Consider the following 17,210-nt stretch of genomic DNA (forward strand, 5'->3'; position numbering starts at 1 on the left):
GCAATCCATCTAGTCTAGCGTTGGCTGGTTTAGGTACACAAGGCAAGCGCGAGTCAGGGCGTTGGCATCCCCTTGATAGATATCTTGGATAATTTTCGGCATTTTTTGCCCCGATTTTTGCGCGATCAAGGCTTGGCGCAACTGTACTTGTGCGTCAATATTAGGATCATCAAGGCTGTTAAGCGTCGGCAGTTGGCTAAGACTTGGCGCGAGGTGGATCATTTCATCTTGGATCACGGCATATAGATGCTGCAGTTCTACTGAGTCTGGATTAAATTCAAGCGTGCGCAATTTTTCAAGACAAGCTTGCAGCAAAGGGCTTGGCGTGACTTTCCCCGCATTGGGTGGCAGATTTAAATCTAAGCGTGTGGAAATTTCAAGCATTAGATGTTGATGCTGTGAATCTTGAACCGAAGCAGGCAGTAAAAAGGTTAAGCCTGTGAGCGCATGCGCTGGCACAAAGCACACCTCTTGCGGGTTTAAAAGATACTCTTCTTTGCCTAAACGCAGGAGCGCTTGCCCTTGGTCTATCATCACAAGTCGATGCTTTATCGCAGGCTTTCTTGGGTAAAAAGTTAGGCTTGCAAAATCTTGAATAAGGTGGGCAATCGCGTAATTCATATCAGAGCTTCTATCTTTAGTCATTTATATTTAGTGCGGTTTTATCCGCTGCGTTGCATAGCCTAGCTTTTTTGATTGATAAAGCAACTTTTTTCAAGGTTTTTTGATTCAACTAAAAAACTTTTCCATTAAGTTATGCGAACTTATGTTTCAGTGATGTGCTTTGCTAGTTTTACGCTTAGATATTCCCAAATGCACAATTTTAAGGTAAGTTTAGGCGCTTGTTTCTCAATCTGTTTCTCTTTAAGGACTAAAGAAAATAGTTTTGAATATTAAAAATATCAATTAAATTAAAGAGTTACTCTTAAGTGATGTTTGTTTTTTAAAAAACGCCACTATTTTTTGAGTCAAAAATAAAGAAGAATTATGACAACCACAACTCCTTTGGATCCGTATAAAGAGATCCGACCATATCATAATGATGAAGTTCAAGGTGCGATTGAACGCATGCTGGATGATAAGGCTTTTATTAAAGCTGTCGTCAAAGCGCGCTTTTCTCATGATGAGACTTGGTTCTTACGTTTAGTCTCACCTTTAGTGCGATGCTATTTAAAAAGAAAATGGTCAAAATTAGACAATATCGACGATATTCAGCAAGAAGTTGCCAAGTATTTAGATATTGTTTTACAAAAAACTGCCGATGAAATCAGCTTCTCTGGCATTGAAAAGCTTGATCCGAAACAAAGCTATCTGTTTATCTCAAACCACAGAGATATTGCAATGGATCCGGCTTTGGTCAACTGGGGCATTTTTGCGCACGATCACCCAACAGTGCGTATCGCAATTGGCGATAACCTTTTAACTATGCCGTGTGCCAGCGAGCTGATGAAGCTTAACAAAAGCTTTATTGTTAAACGCAGCAGCAAAGGCCCACGTGAAATGATGAAAAACCTTTCATTATTATCTAGTTATATTCGAGATTCACTTGCCGAAGGTCAATCGATTTGGATTGCGCAAAAAGAAGGCCGCGCCAAAGATGGTTTGGATAAAACCGATCCAGCGATCTTGAAAATGTTCCATGTGGCAGGGCGCAAAGATAAAATTGATTTTGCTGAGTATATGAAAAGCCTGAAAATTGTGCCGGTGTCGATTTCTTATGAGAATGACCCGTGTGATGTGGCAAAAGCGCGTGAATTGGCAGCGCTTGAGTCGAAAGGTGAATATACCAAGCAAGAAAATGAAGACATTCAAAGCATTATTCAAGGCATCATGGGTTACAAAGGGCGTATTCATTTGCACTTTGGCGATGTGATTGAAGAAAGCTTTGAGACGCCAGAGGAACTTGCACTAGAAATTGATCGCCAAATCTACCAAGGTTATAAGTTCTATCCATATAACTATATAGCTGCAAATCTCGAATCAGATGATATCACGCCACAAATCCAAGCTAAGTTTGATCAAAAACTACAAGGCTTGAGTGAGCTTGAGCAGCAAAAACTGATTGCTATGTATGCAAACCCAGTGCGCAATCAAAAACAGCAGTCATAAGATAAGCCTGTTGATTTAAACCTTCGCCACAAATGCTGATAAGACGCGTTTGTGGCGTTTTTATTTGTGGCTGCGATTACTGCTTGAGTAACAATAAAAACTCCCCAAGCGCAATCACAAAACTGACCCAAGCAAAGCCTTTCCAAAATAAAACGGGATCACGTTTAAGCAGGGGTTGCTGCATCCGCTCACGCAAGGCGCTTGGATTGGGCGTTTGCAACTCAGTTAAAAACTCTCCCCATGCCTGATGACGCTTGTGCGACGTAAAACTTAGGGCTTTTTCAAGGCAGGCATCAACCCACTCTGGTAAATCGGGACGGGCTTGATATAAAGGCTTGTATTGCCACTGCACGTGACGTGATTTTTTCACATTTTGAATCGATTGGCGCTTAAATGGCAACTCGCCGGTAAGCATTTCATAGGTGATCACTGCTGCTGAAAATAAATCCGCGCGCCAAGTAATGTCCCCATCTTGCAAGTATTCAGGCGCGAGATAATCTAAATCCCCCATTGGCAATGAATCCTCATCTTTGCCCTTGACGCGGTTGGTATCTTTAAGCGCAGTCGCCGCGCCAAAATCAATTAATTTCAGATGCTTGTCGCGTGTGAGCATAATGTTTTCAGGTTTAAGATCGGCATGCACCACATCGGAGCGTTGTAATTTTCGCATTGCAGGAATGAGCTGAGCTAAAATCTCACGCACTTGGGACAATTCAGGTTTCGGGTGATCAAGCATCCATTGGCGTAGGCTATTACCTTCAATATATTCAAGTACTTGATATATGTATGGGCTGTTTTTTGGCAGTGGGTAAGCATCAAGAATATTCGGGTGCTGCAACTCACGCGCGAGCCAAGACTCATTTTGAAAGTGCGCTAAGTATTGGCTATCCTCACTCATGTTTAAGGACGGCACTTTTAGACAGTATTTTTGCCCAGTTTGGTCTTGCGCAAGGTATAAATGGCTGCGACTGCTCGCATGTAAGGATTTTATAATCTCATATTTATCAATTTTTTGCGCTGGCTTTAAGGCTGCTGGAATACGTTTTTGAGCCAGCCCATTCTTGGTAAGATTTGTTTCAAGCGCTTGGATATGAAACATAAAACAGCTGGTGTTATCAAGACTGCCATGCTCCATGGCATTTTGGCACAAGCTTTGGCATATATCTGCAATATCATCTTGGGCTAAATCCCCTTTGATGCTTTTATTAAGCTGCTGCTCAAAGACTTTGAGTGGAAAGTGATCATGCATCCCATCTGTGGTCAGAATAAAGGTATCGTGCGGCTCAAGCGCTAATTTTTGATAATCGATTTCAATATGTGAGTCTAGACCAATGGCGCGTGTGAGCTGTTTGGTATTGGTAAAGGTATAAGAAATATGATCGCGCGTCAGTTGGCGCAACTGACCTTGGCGCAGCAGATAGATACGCGAGTCCCCGACATGGAAGATCGAAGCATTGTTTTCTTTTAAAATCACCGCACTAAAAGTGCTAACCATGCTGGTGTGGCTAATTAAACTGGTGTGACTGGAGCTGCTGGCATGTTGAAATAACCAAGTGTTGAGCGCAGTTAAGCTTTGCTGCACAGATTTTTTAATGCTCCACGTATTTGGCGTCGCATAATAGTCTTCGACAAAGCTTGTGGCAAGGGTGTGGCTGGCTTGTTGCCCATATTGACTGGCACTTGCACCATCGGCAATGCAGGCAACCGCGCCTTTGAGGCGTAAATCCTCGTTATCTGTGGGCACGCGCGCCAAAATAGCATCTTGGTTGTGATCTTTGTGTCCGGCGCTAGAGTAGCCGGCGTAGATGAGTTTCATATGCTTCCTTAAGACTCACGACGAAAGCTGTCACGCAAGGGCGGCTGTGATAACAACCTAAGCTCGCTGCGACAGCTTTGTATATCGTTTACGTCTATGACGACTATAAATGCGTGCTCGCTCGCCTCTCTATCCGTAGAAAAGGGTCTTAGCGAGCACTTTTATCAATGGGAAACATCAATAAAGCTGATACTCCCATCTGGGTTTACTTCTGTAATTTGTCCGCTTGGCTCTTCCATAAATAACAAGGTCACAAAGCCAATTGCAGCAGTTGCGGCGATAACAAGGAAGAAGGTTTGGTAGCTGACAAAAGATAATATGGTTAAATATACCACAGCTCCAACATTCCCATAAGCCCCTGTCATGCCTGCAATTTGTCCTGTCATGCGGCGTTTAATAAGTGGCACTGTCGCAAACACTGCGCCTTCACCCGCTTGCACAAAGAAAGAGCATGCCATCGCAGCCACCACAGCTAGCCAAACGGGCCACTGGCTATCGACTTGGCCCATTACAAAGTAGCCTAGTGCAAGCCCTGCGGTTAAAATTAATAAGCTAGGTTTGCGGCCAAACTTATCTGAGATCATGCCGCCACCTGGGCGAGACATCAGGTTCATAAAGGCGTAAGCTGAGGCAAGCATGCCTGCCACCACAGCAGAAAGCTCAAAGGTTTCGGCAAAAAAGAGTGGCAACATAGACACCACCGCAAGCTCAGAGCCAAAGGTCGCAAAATAAAGGATATTTAACACGGCCACTTGTTTAAATTTATACTGATGGATCTCTTCAACTGGCGTATGGAAAATCGCCTTATTGACCAGCCAAACTTGGCGACACTCAAATAAATAGATAGCGACTAAACCAATATAAATCCCATTGACGACTGTGTCACTCAACATTCCAATCCCAGCATCAGAAAGTTTCCATGCCAACAGCGCAAGCGCGGCGTACATAGGAATTTTCATAAATAACAAGAAGTAAAAATCTGACTTTGACGTCACTTCCATCGCTGAGACATGCTTAGCGCGAAAATATGTCGAGCCTTTTGGCGTATCCGTGACTTGGCTATAAAAGATAAAAGCAAAAATGAGGCAGAGCAAACCACTTAGACCGGTTGCGTAACGCCAGCCGTCATCACCGCCAAAAAAGAGTGCCAAGGTCGGCAAGGTGAACGCTGCTGCAGCCGAGCCAAAGTTACCCCAACCGCCGTAAATGCCTTCGGCGGTGCCAAGCTGATGATGTGGGAACCACTCAGAAACCAGACGGATCCCGACCACAAAGCCTGCGCCAATAAAGCCAAGCAAGAAACGCGCAATGGCGGCTTGGATAAAGGAGTCAGATAGGGCAAACATAAAACATGGGATAGACCCAATCGCCAGCAGCGCTGAGTAGACGATACGTGGGCCATATTTATCTGTCAGCATGCCGATTACCACACGCGCTGGGATGGTCAAGGCAACGTTTAGAATTAATAAGGTTTTAATCTCTTCAGTGGAAAGGCCCAAGCTTTCTTTGACCATTTGCAATAAGGGCGCAAAGTTAAACCAGACCACAAAAGTTAAGAAGAAAGCAATCCAACTGAGGTGAAGGATCTTCATTTTACCTTGGAAACTAAAGAGTGAAAATTTATCTGAATCTGTCATGGCATCATTCCTTGATCGAGTGAGTGTTTTCATCATTTGGGATTAAAATTTGCACTAAATCCTTGTCTGTGCGCAGGGTAAAAGTGCGAACTTGAATAGTCTTATCTTCCAAGCAAGCACCTGTTTTTAAATGAAAGTGTTGTTTATATAAAGGCGAGGCCACATACGGCTGACCATCGATTGAACCTATGATCCCGCGCGAGAGCACATAAGCATCGGCAATCGGATCTTTATTGCATAAAGCGTATAAATTGTTGCTGCGCCGGCAATAAAAGATCGCCACTTGTGCATGGCCGACTTTGGCGCAAATCCCAGCATTCGGGGATAAATCCTCTAGTCTGCACAAGGTTTGCCAGTGTGCTTGGTCTGATCTTGATGGCGCTGTCAGTGTGGGGTCGAGAACTTGATCTTGCATTATGCTTCCTCGCTCATTTGAACCGCGACTTGGATTTGCTGCGTCGCTAAGTGTTTGCTATTGATAGGGAATTTTTGCTCGCGATACTCGACAAACGGTTGTTCATCCGGCGTATCTTGGTTGATGAATGGACGGAAACGTTTGAGTTTCTCTGGGCTTTCAAGGGTGGTTTTCCATTCACATTGATATTTATTGATATTTTTCGCCATTGAGGCTTCTAAACTTGCGCCAAGCTGGAGTTTGTCATCGATGATCACTGAGCGTAGATACTCAATGCCGCCGTCTAAGTTTTCAAGCCAAACGGACGTGCGTTGCAGGCGATCGGCGGTGCGGATATAAAACATTAATAAGCGGTCGATATAGCGCACTAGGGTGACTTCATCTAGATCGCTAGCAAATAGATCGGCGTGGCGAGGACGCATTCCACCATTGCCGCAAATAAATAAATTCCAGCCTTTGTCGGTGGCGATGACGCCAATGTCTTTGGATTGGGCTTCCGCGCATTCACGGGTACAACCCGAAACGCCAAACTTCAATTTGTGTGGTGAGCGCAGCCCCTTGTAGCGATTTTCCAAAAAGATCGCAAAGCCAACACTGTCTTGCACCCCATAACGACACCAAGTGCTGCCAACACATGACTTCACTGTGCGCAGGGATTTGCCGTAAGCATGCCCAGTTTCAAATCCAGCATCGATAAGGCGTTTCCAAATCTCTGGTAATTCATGCAGTTGAGCGCCAAATAAATCAATCCGTTGCCCGCCAGTGACCTTGGTATAAAGTTTAAAATCCCGCGCGACCTCGCCAATGGTGATGAGTTTTTCTGGTGTGATTTCACCGGCAGGAATACGTGGCACAACTGAATAGGTACCATCTTTTTGCATATTCCCTAAAAAGAGATCATTGGTATCTTGCAGCTCTAAATGCTCATCTTTTAAGATATAATCATTCCAATATGAGGCTAAAATGGAGCCAACTGTTGGCTTACAAATTTCACAGCCTAAGCCATGCCCATGTTTTTCAAGCACTTCATCAAAAGTTTTTAGCTCTTCAACTAAAATCATATCGCTGAGCTCTTGACGACTATATTCAAAATGCTCACACAAGTGGTTGTTAACACTCACGCCAAGCTTTTCAAGCTCAGAATCCAACACTTGCTTCGCCAGCGCGCTACAGCCGCCACAACCAGTGGATGCATTGGTGCAAGATTTCAAGTCATCCATGCAGCGCGAACCGGCAGACACAGCTTGAATAATATCGCCTTTGGTGACATCAAAGCATGAGCATATCACTGCTGTTTCTGGCAGGGCGTCTAAGCCCATTGCAGCGTTATCATCTTGCGCGAGATCAGATAAAATCAGCACCGCAGGTTGCTCTGGAAGTGGCATATCATTTTGTTTGATCTGCAATAAGTTGCCATAAGCGCTGACATCTCCGACAAGCACTGCGCCAAGGATCTTTTGACGATCTTTACTGACGATCAAGCGTTTATAAACTTGCTCTATTTCATCACAATAGGTGTATGACAAAGCATCTGGGCCGGTTTGATGGACCTCACCGATACTTGCAACATCGACGCCAAGAAGTTTGAGTTTGGTGCTCATGTCTGCGCCAGCAAAGGATTGCGCCGTTGCAGGCTCTAAAATATGTTGCGCGGCAATTTTTGCCATCTGATAACCCGGCGCAACCAAGCCAAAGATCTTTTGCTGCCACAAGGCGCATTCACCAATGGCATAAATATCTGGAGAACTGGTTTGGCAATAATCATTAATCACAATCCCGCCACGTTCACCGATTCGCAGATCGCACTGACGTGCTAATGCATCTTGCGGACGTATCCCAGCAGAAAACACCAACATATCTGTTTCAAGCTCAGTGCCGTCGGCAAATTTCATGCAATAACGATAGTCATTGCCAGTGGTTAATGCCGTGGTCGCTTTTTGCGTATGCACATGCACCCCAAGGGCTTCAATCTTGTTTTTGAGTAGATCGCCACCGTCTTGATCAAGTTGGACAGCCATTAGTCTTGGCGCGAATTCAACCACATGGGTTTCAAGCCCAAGGTTTTGCAAGGCATTGGCTGCTTCAAGGCCAAGCAAGCCGCCGCCGATGACCACGCCACGTTTACTGCTTTGGCTAGATGCTTGAATCGCATCTAAGTCTTCTAAGGTGCGATAAACATGACAATGTTCTTGATCCGCGCCTTCAATCGGCGGCACAAATGGGTAAGAGCCTGTTGCAAGAACAAGTTTGTCATAAGGGTAGACATCACCATCTTGGGTCGTGACTTGCTTTGCCGTCGTGTCGATGCTTTCAATACCTTGATTAAGGTGATAATGAATCTGGTTTGCTTGATAGTAAGCATCATCTGTCAGCGCCAAGTTGGCTTCAGCACCTTGCGTTAGATAAGAGGTTAAGTGCACGCGATCATAAGCAAGGTGGGGCTCCTTACCAAAGGTGGTGATCTCAATATCTTGTCTTTGTGCTTGGATCATATTTTCAATAAATTTATGACCCACCATGCCATTGCCAACAACAATAATTTTTTGCTTTGTCATTGCTTCATCCTTTTTTATGTTTGTCACTTGCGGTATGCCAAAGATGAAGCAATAAGGATGCCAAATGCTTTTCTAATTCTTATAAAGAAAATATATAGCTTAAAAATCAAGGCATTAACTTTAAATAGAAAAGGCAAAAGGGCCTTATATTATTAAGCCCTACATGTAATAAGTGTTAATTTTTGGTGTTAACTGGTGCAAATTTATCCAAATTGGTGCAAAAATAAGTTATTTTGCATGATATACCCCTAAATTGGTATATACTACTTTAGGGGTATGTAAATTAAGTTGTTGTTTTAAATGACTAATATTTAGTAAGTTGGCTTTTTAGGTCTTTGGCTTGAATTTTGCTTGAGTGATCTATATTTCGTATTTATAAAAGCAAGAGAGGGTTGCATGACTCAAGTCGATCAAGGATGGATTAAAACAACTTGTGCGTATTGTGGGGTGGGCTGCGGCGTTGAGGCGCGTGCATGCACATCAGGTAAAATTGAGGTGAGAGGTGATAAGTCGCATCCAGCAAATTTTGGCAAACTTTGCACCAAAGGCATTGCACTTGGCGAAACCTTAATTGATGACGGACGTTTACTGCAGCCACAAAAAAGAGTAAGTCGCAGTGAAAATACTCGTCAAGACATCAGTTGGGAGCAGGCAACAGATGAGGTCGCGCAAACTTTTTTAGAGGTGATCAATACCCACGGCCCAGATGCTGTGGCTTTTTATGTCTCAGGTCAGCTATTAACGGAAGATTATTATTTAGCCAATAAATTAATGAAAGGCTTTATCGGCAGCGGCAATATCGACAGTAATTCGCGTCTGTGCATGGCATCTTCTGTGGTTGGGCATAAACGCGCCTTTGGGCAGGATACAGTGCCGATTTGTTATCAAGATATAGAAGAGGCCGAGCTGGTGCTACTTATTGGCTCTAACCTTGCTTGGTGTCACCCTGTGTTATTTCAACGTCTGCGCCTTTCGAAACAAACTAATCCAGATCTTAAAGTTGTGGTGATTGACCCAAGACGTACGGCAAGTTGTGAAATTGCTGACAGTCATTTAAGCCTAAAATCAGGCACAGATATCGCGCTATTTAATGGCTTATTGGCTTATTTAGCGATTCATGATGGACTGGATCAGGACTTTATGACGGCGCATACACAAGATAGTCAAGCCTGTGTGGACGCTGCAAAACTTGAAATGGGCACAACCGAGGCGGATATCTTATCTAAGGTGAGCCAAGTTTGTGAACTGGACGCCGCCCAAGTGTTGGCGTTTTATCAAAGCTTTCTTGCGAGGCAAAAAGTATTAAGCATTTATTCGCAAGGGGTGAATCAATCCGCGCAAGGCAGTGACAAGGTCAACAGTATTTTAAATTGTCATTTGGCGACGGGAAAGATTGGTCAAACAGGCAGCGGGCCATTTTCTGTGACAGGTCAGCCCAATGCGATGGGCGGGCGTGAAGTTGGCGCCTTGGCAAATACCTTAGCGGCGCATTTTGAGTTTGATAATAGGGCGCATCACCAAGCTGTGGCTGATTTTTGGCAGGCACCGCAATTAGCCGCTACACCGGGTTTAAAAGCCGTCGATATGTTTGATGCCATGTTAGAAGGCAAGATTAAAGCGGTTTGGATCATGGCTACCAACCCTGTGGTGAGCCTGCCAGATAGCGCAAAAGTTAAAGCTGCGCTTGAAACCTGTCCTTTTGTGGTCGTTTCTGATTGTATTCAAGACACGGCAACCAGTCAATTTGCTGACATTCGTTTGCCTGCGCAAGCGTGGGCGGAAAAATCCGGCACTGTGACCAACTCTGAGCGACGCATTTCACGCCAGCGTAAAATTGTTGCAAGCCCAGGGGTTGCCAAACCAGATTGGTGGATAATCTCACAAGTGGCAAAGAAAATGGGCTTTGAGAAGGCGTTTAATTATCTGCATCAAGGGCAGATCTTTCGTGAATATGCCGCCATGACAAGCATTGAGATTGAAGGTGAGCGTCGCGATCTGAATTTAAAAGGGCTGGCAGATATTTCAGATAAAACTTATCAAGAAATGACGCCACAGCAATGGCCAGTGATGGCTTATCAAGATGAGATCGTCCATCAGCGCTTTTTTGCCAAGGGCGGGTTTTATACCCCAAACCAAAAGGCGCGTTTTGTGCCTGTGCAGCAACAAGCCATTGCAAGCGCCGAGCAAGCAGGGGAGACAAACAAGGCGCTTTGCTTAAATACAGGACGAAGCCGCGATCATTGGCACACCATGACGCGCACCGGTCTTGCGCCAAATTTGAGTTTTTATCAAGCCGAGCCTTATGTTTTGATCCACCCACAAACGGCGCAAGCACGTAATATAGCCGATGGCGATTTGGTGAAAGTCACACACCAAAGCCTTGCGCAGAAAGATGTTTTCTCAAAGTTAGATGAATCACTTATGGATGAAGCGCATTGCGTTGCGCGGGTTATTTATGATGAGGGGATGCAAGAAAAGCAAATTTATATGCCGATTCATTGGAACGCGCAAAGTGCATCCAAAGCCGAGGTGTGTGCCTTGATAGATCAAACCCGTGATCCCCATTCTGGTCAGCCTGAGTTTAAGAATTCGTGGGTTGATATCTTACCTGTGAAGCTTCAATGTACGGCGTTTATTTTGGCGCAAACCAGTCAAGTGGCTCAGCTTCAAGCCATGCAGATAGCTTATTGGAGTGGTCAAAAGCTCACTCATGGGTATCAATACATAGTGCAAGCGGATATGGATAAAGCAGCACTGATGGCTCAATTAAAAAACAAAATTGAGGATGATTGTATTCTGATAATGCAAGATTTAGACCAAGATTTAGGCTTAGAGAGGTTTAAACTATTTGATTTTAGCAGCGATGAGACTGAGAACTTATTTCAAATGTGTACAAAAAAAGGTCATTTGGTTACGCAAATTTAACTTTTAATTTACATTAATTTCATTTATATTCGAAGGTTGCTAGCGAAATAGTAAAAAACAATCAATTTAAAGAACAATGTTTTATTGTCTATCTTTATGATTTTTATAAGGAATGTGTTTTTATCAGTACAAGTGTTCGCTCGAAAGTATTTGCGCTTTAATAAAAATTCATTCAAAATTAGTACCTAGTTGAACTGGTAAGAGTTCTTATTTCATCACAAGGTAATATATGAAAGTCGTTGATTTACTAAAACACAAAAAAGATTCTATCGCAAAGCCACAACTCGAATTAAAAGAGTTGGTGTCGCCTGTGATCAAAGAATATTGGAGTGATTTGGTGACAAAGGCGAATGCTCAAATTTTGCCATGGACAAGTCAAACCAAGTCGAGTGCAGAGCAAGGTCAGCAAGTTGCTGATAACGCACAGGCACACCTATCGATTCGTGAGCAGAAAGCTCAGGCCCATTCGGCGGAAAATGCTTTTGCAAATGTCACGCCATTGCGTGAAGAAAATCGACCACAGATTGAAGAAGCACCTTCTACTCTTTCTGAGAAAGAAGCAGCAGTTTTGGCTGGCTTGCCGCAAACAGCGCAAGATTTATATCATGAACTGACGGCGACACTTGGTGAAGAAATTCATGTGGGTGATTGGAGCCATATTGGCCAAGATCGTATCAATGAGTTTGCAAAAGTAACTGAAGATATGCAATGGATCCATACAGATCCTGAGCGTGCTGAGCAAGAATCACCATTTAAAACGACAGTTGCACATGGTTTTTTAACCTTAGCTATGTTGTCTCGCTTGACCGATAGCGTGGATGAAAAAAATCCACCTTTCCCAAGTGCAAAAATGACAGTAAATGTCGGCCTAAACAAGGTACGTTTCCCTTACCCTGTGAAAGCGGGCAATAACATTCGTGCGCGCAGCTCAATTGTAAGCGTGACGCCGGTTAGTCGTGGCCTTGAAATTGAACGCGAAATCAAAGTTGAAATCGAAGGTATCCGTCGCCCAGGTTGTGTGGCAGTGTCTGTGATTCGTCTATATTTCTAAGTCGAATCTAACACCCAAAGAATAATAAACGGTTGTTTGCGTGATGCAAGCAGCCGTTTTTTTATGCTTATAATTTTCACAATACATTCCCTATACGCGGTATGTTTATGACGCTTTGCTAAATCATACATCCCAAAAATGGTAAAATTGTAAGTATTTTTTCACACTGAGTTAACATAACTGTTTATATTTGCTACACTTTCATCATTGGTGGAAATGATTTCCCCAAGAAAAGACAAAAATGAATACATGAGCTCAATCAATAAGGAAGATGAAATGAAGTTTAGCAAACTGATCAAACTCAGCGCACTTTCGGCAGGTATTTGCATGGCAGGCGCAGCGAGTGCGCAAGAATTTGTCACTATCGGGACAGGTTCTGTGACAGGTGTTTACTATCCAACCGGCGGTGCAATTTGTAAGTTGGTGAATAAAGACAAAGATACTCACAATGTCCGCTGCTCAGTTGAGTCCACTGGTGGTTCAATCTACAACGTTAATGCGATGCGCTCTGGTGAGCTAGACTTTGGTGTAGTGCAATCTGATTGGCAATACCATGGTTATAATGGCACCAGCGAGTTTAAAGAGCAGGGCCCATTTAAAGAGATGCGTGCGGTATTCTCTTTGCATACCGAACCTTTCAATGTGATCGCACGTACCGACTCTGGCATCAAAAACATTGCTGATCTTAAAGGTAAGCGCGTCAATGTGGGCAATCCAGGCTCTGGTGATCGCGCAACGCTAGAAGTTGTGATGGATGCAATGGGTTGGAAAATGGATGACTTTAAACTTGCATCAGAGCTTAAAGGTAGCGAACGTTCACAAGCACTTTGTGATAACAAAATCGACGCCTTTGTGTATGTGGTTGGCCATCCAAATGGATCAATCAAAGAAGCAACAACAGCGTGTGATGCAAGCCTTATCAATGTAACAGGTGAGCAAATTGATAAAATCGTTGCCGACAACCCATATTATGCTTACAGCACAGTGCCTGCTGGTATGTATAAAGGCAATGATGAAGATGTGAAAAGCTTTGGTGTGGCTGCAACCTTGGTGTCATCAACCAACGTATCGGATGATGCTGTCTATGCACTGACAAAAGCTGTGTTTGAAAACTTTGATGATTTTAAACGCCTACACCCAGCATTTGCGAACTTGAAAAAAGAAGACATGGTGAAATCAGGTCTATCTGTGCCGCTTCACCCTGGCGCGCTAAAATATTACAAAGAAGCTGGCTTAGTTAAATAACTAACCGCGTACTTAAAATAATAACAAGAATAAACTGCCCAGCGCCGTGATTAATCCGTGTTGGGCAGTCTTTTTTGGACACCTGTCTATACCCTTTCATTGTTTGGGTATATCCCTTTTTTAGGGTAAACAAGATGATTGCTTAAGGACGAATGATGAGCAAAATAATCAAGGATGGATCCGTTGATCCAACTGATCGCATTGATCAGGCACCAGATATACAAGAAGCCCAAGAGATTGCCAAGCAAGCGGACACAGGGGGGCGCTATCCCACAGGGCTGAGTAAACAAATTTTATGGTTTGTTCCATTATGTTGGGCACTGTTTCAACTTTGGTATGCATCACCATTACCGTTTTTATTTGACTTTGGTATTTTTAATGATACCCAAGCTAGGGCGATCCACTTAAGTTTTGCCACCTTTTTAGCCTTTACGGCTTACCCTGCATTCAAGTCTTCACCGAAAGATCGCGTGCCGATGCATGATTGGATATTGGCTTTGATTGCAAGTTTTTGCGCAGCTTATATTTATCTTTTCTATGATGAGCTTTCTTCACGCTCTGGCGCGCCGACTCAAACCGATATTGTTGTGGCGGTCATTGGGATGTTGCTTTTGCTCGAAGCCGCGCGTCGTAGCCTTGGGCCACCGTTAATGATCGTTGCCTTAGTCTTTTTAGTCTATACCTTTGCAGGGCCTTATATGCCAGATGTGATTGCGCATAAAGGCTCGAGCATGCAACGTGCGATGTCACATCTATGGTTAACCACGGAAGGGGTGTTTGGGGTTGCGCTTGGGGTATCTTCCTCATTTGTGTTCTTGTTTGTGCTGTTTGGCGCCTTGCTTGAACGCGCTGGCGCGGGGGCATACTTTATCCATGTCGCTTTCTCACTCCTTGGGCACATGCGTGGCGGCCCAGCAAAAGCTGCTGTGGTTGCATCAGGCTTATCTGGCCTTGTGTCAGGCTCTTCTATTGCTAACGTGGTGACAACAGGTACTTTTACGATTCCACTCATGAAGCGTGTTGGCTTCCCTGCTGAAAAAGCTGGCGCAGTCGAAGTAGCAGCCTCAACCAATGGACAGCTCACGCCGCCGATTATGGGCGCTGCAGCATTCTTAATGGTTGAATATGTAGGAATTTCTTATATTGAGGTGATTAAAGCTGCTATTTTACCTGCTTTAATTTCTTATATTGCATTAATCTATATTGTGCATTTAGAAGCCTGTAAAGCCAATATGCAAGGCTTGCCACGTCGCAACCCGAGTAACTTTACGCGCAGCATGCTTTCGTTTATCGGGACCCTTTTAGGGCTTGGGATCTTAAGCTTAGCTGTGTATTACGGTGTGGGTTGGACCAAAGATGTGTTTGGTGAAAGCGCCACTTGGATTGTGCTCACTGCGTTAGTGCTAGTGTATATCCTTCTCGTTAAACGCTCGGCACGCTTTATGGCTGAGTCTGATTTAGACTTGGAGAAAGAGTTGACCGAAGTGCCTGATCCAAAAACAACGATTCAATCGGGTCTGCATTATCTGTTGCCGATTGTGGTGCTAGTCTGGTGTTTGACGGTTGAGCGCTTTTCACCGGGTCTATCTGCGTTTTGGGCAACCAGTTTTATGATTTTTGTGCTCTTAACGCAGCGTCCATTGATTTCGCTCTTTACGCCTGCACAGCTAAAAGATAAGGTTGCGCAAAATGCGACATTTGCAAGCTTAACCAAAGATGGATTTGTTGATTTAGTTGAAAGCTTGGTGTCAGGTTCGCGTAATATGATTGGCATAGGTGTGGCAACGGCAACCGCAGGCATAGTGGTCGGCGTCGTGACGCTGACAGGTATTGGCCTTGTGATGACAGACTTTGTCGAGTTCATCTCAGGCGGCAACATGATGCTAATGCTGATTTTCACTGCGATCATCAGCCTTATTTTAGGCATGGGCTTGCCAACTACGGCAAACTATATCGTGGTGTCAACCTTGATGGCACCTGTGATTGTGACCCTTGGCGCGCAACATGGTTTGATTATTCCACTGATTGCGGTGCACTTATTTGTGTTCTATTTTGGCATTTTAGCCGATGATACGCCGCCTGTGGGTTTAGCTGCCTTTGCCGCTGCCGCAATCGCAAAATCCGATCCAATCAAAACAGGTATTCAAGGCTTTACCTATGATATTCGGACTGCGATTTTACCATTTATGTTCATCTTCAATAATCAGCTCTTGTTGATTGGTGTGGATACATGGTGGCACTTGATCTTGGTGGTGCTTTCGTCGATTATTGCGATGCTCTTGTTCTCTGCCGCAACCCAAGGTTTTTGGTTTACTAAGAACAAGTGGTGGGAAACCATTATCCTCTTGCTACTGACTTTCTCTTTCTTCCGCCCTGGTTTTTGGTGGGATCAAATCTTCCCAGCTTACATTGATGAGCCGGCAAATAAGATTGAGCAAGTGGTCGGTGAGATGCGCAATGGGCAAGATCTACGCTTGAAAGTTTCTGGCACCAATATTGAAGGGGATTATGTCTCTAAAGTGGTGAACTTACCATTTGATGAAAACGCAGAAACTGCCGCTGAGCGTTTAGATTCGATGGGACTTAGCCTTAAAATGGAAGATAAAGTTATTGTCGATATGGTTGGCTTTGCAAGCCCAGCAGAAGCCGCGGGCATTGAGTTTGACTGGACCATAGATGCCATCATCATTGACTCGAATCGTCCGCTTAAAGAATGGCTGTTTATCCCATGCTTGTTTGTTTTAGGCTTTGTGGCTTGGAATCAAAGACGACGGATAAAAACTGAGAAAGCTTTGAGTTAAATAAAATCTTTTTGACTTAAACGATAAAATCCCAAGTTTGATTGCATCTTGTAATTGGCTTGGGATTTTTTGATCTAGTTTTTCCTTGACCCTTGTTTTTTCAAACCTATACTGCCTAGATAATGAATAAGGCTCACTTCAAGTGAGAAGATAATTGAGGTTTTTATGGCACGTACAGCGCATGCTTTGCATATTTTAGTTAAACACAAAGAACAAGCGGAAGATATTATTAAGCAGCTCAAAAAGGGCGCGAAATTTCAAACCCTTGCAAAAAAATATTCCAACTGCCCATCGGGTAAAAAGGGTGGCGATTTAGGCGAATTTCAAAAAGGCCAAATGGTGCCAGCCTTTGATAAAGTTTGCTTTAGTGGTGAAACCTTAGTCCCACATTTGGTTAAAACAAAATTTGGCTGGCATGTGGTCAAAGTCTTGTACCGCACTTAATCAAAATCTGAAAGCCATCCTGCGGGGTGGTTTTTTGTTCTTTATTTTTGGTTTAAGCCTAATCTTTAATGCTATGGCTAAAAAATAAGTTTTAAACTTTAGTGACTAAAAGCGAAAGATAAAATCTGATTCTTGGAGGTGGGTCGATTTTGTCTTTCGCTTGTTTATTATCTTGGTTAAATTAGGATAAGATAAAGTGGCAAAAATGGAAT

The 17,210-nt window shown here is 43.8% G+C and carries 11 protein-coding genes; 6 read left to right on the forward strand and 5 right to left on the reverse strand.

The window, feature by feature from the left end; genetic code table 11:
* Nucleotides 1-9 precede the first annotated feature (9 nt).
* Nucleotides 10-621 carry a hypothetical protein gene (locus AC2VOY_RS15315; RefSeq protein ID WP_491833467.1) on the reverse strand — a complete coding sequence of 204 codons (612 nt, stop codon included), beginning with the start codon at nucleotides 619-621 and terminating at the stop codon, nucleotides 10-12.
* Between the two features lie 366 nt (nucleotides 622-987).
* Between AC2VOY_RS15315 and AC2VOY_RS15320 the strand changes: the two genes are divergently transcribed.
* Entirely contained in the window at nucleotides 988-2,109 is a 1,122-nt protein-coding gene (locus tag AC2VOY_RS15320; RefSeq protein WP_491833469.1) for a 1-acyl-sn-glycerol-3-phosphate acyltransferase, read from the forward strand.
* A gap of 76 nt (nucleotides 2,110-2,185) precedes the next feature.
* On the opposite strand, the gene AC2VOY_RS15325 is transcribed toward AC2VOY_RS15320, so the two are convergent.
* The 4 genes from AC2VOY_RS15325 to nirB form a co-directional block, all read right to left on the reverse strand.
* Nucleotides 2,186-3,925 (reverse strand): bifunctional protein-serine/threonine kinase/phosphatase, encoded by a 1,740-nt coding sequence (locus tag AC2VOY_RS15325; RefSeq protein ID WP_491833471.1) that lies wholly within the window; start codon nucleotides 3,923-3,925, stop codon nucleotides 2,186-2,188.
* Between the two features lie 164 nt (nucleotides 3,926-4,089).
* Nucleotides 4,090-5,562 (reverse strand): NarK family nitrate/nitrite MFS transporter, encoded by a 1,473-nt coding sequence (locus AC2VOY_RS15330; RefSeq protein ID WP_491833473.1) that lies wholly within the window; start codon nucleotides 5,560-5,562, stop codon nucleotides 4,090-4,092.
* Nucleotides 5,563-5,566: 4 nt separating this feature from the next.
* Nucleotides 5,567-5,977 (reverse strand): nitrite reductase small subunit NirD, encoded by a 411-nt coding sequence (nirD, locus tag AC2VOY_RS15335; RefSeq protein WP_491833475.1) that lies wholly within the window; start codon nucleotides 5,975-5,977, stop codon nucleotides 5,567-5,569.
* On the reverse strand, nucleotides 5,977-8,532 hold the full coding sequence (gene nirB, locus AC2VOY_RS15340; protein ID WP_491833477.1) for a nitrite reductase large subunit NirB: 2,556 nt from the start codon (nucleotides 8,530-8,532) through the stop codon (nucleotides 5,977-5,979). Before nirB ends, nirD begins: the two co-directional genes overlap by 1 nt.
* 396 nt (nucleotides 8,533-8,928) lie before the next feature.
* Between nirB and AC2VOY_RS15345 the strand changes: the two genes are divergently transcribed.
* The 5 genes from AC2VOY_RS15345 (at nucleotide 8,929) to ppiC (ending at nucleotide 16,998) form a co-directional block, all read left to right on the forward strand.
* The gene (locus AC2VOY_RS15345; RefSeq protein WP_491833479.1) at nucleotides 8,929-11,457 is read left to right on the forward strand and encodes a molybdopterin oxidoreductase family protein; all 2,529 of its coding nucleotides are present in this window, start codon (nucleotides 8,929-8,931) and stop codon (nucleotides 11,455-11,457) included.
* Nucleotides 11,458-11,686: 229 nt separating this feature from the next.
* Nucleotides 11,687-12,508, forward strand: a complete 822-nt coding sequence (locus AC2VOY_RS15350) for a MaoC family dehydratase (RefSeq protein WP_491833481.1) — start codon at nucleotides 11,687-11,689, stop codon at nucleotides 12,506-12,508.
* Between the two features lie 276 nt (nucleotides 12,509-12,784).
* Complete coding sequence (locus tag AC2VOY_RS15355) at nucleotides 12,785-13,753, forward strand: TAXI family TRAP transporter solute-binding subunit (RefSeq protein WP_491833483.1); 969 nt, start codon at nucleotides 12,785-12,787, stop codon at nucleotides 13,751-13,753.
* 155 nt (nucleotides 13,754-13,908) lie between these two features.
* On the forward strand, nucleotides 13,909-16,554 hold the full coding sequence (locus AC2VOY_RS15360) for a TRAP transporter permease (protein ID WP_491833485.1): 2,646 nt from the start codon (nucleotides 13,909-13,911) through the stop codon (nucleotides 16,552-16,554).
* Nucleotides 16,555-16,719: 165 nt separating this feature from the next.
* Nucleotides 16,720-16,998 carry a peptidylprolyl isomerase PpiC gene (ppiC, locus tag AC2VOY_RS15365; protein ID WP_491833487.1) on the forward strand — a complete coding sequence of 93 codons (279 nt, stop codon included), beginning with the start codon at nucleotides 16,720-16,722 and terminating at the stop codon, nucleotides 16,996-16,998.
* The last annotated feature ends 212 nt before the right edge of the window (nucleotides 16,999-17,210 follow it).

Source organism: Vibrio sp. KMM 9700, assembly GCF_058545285.1.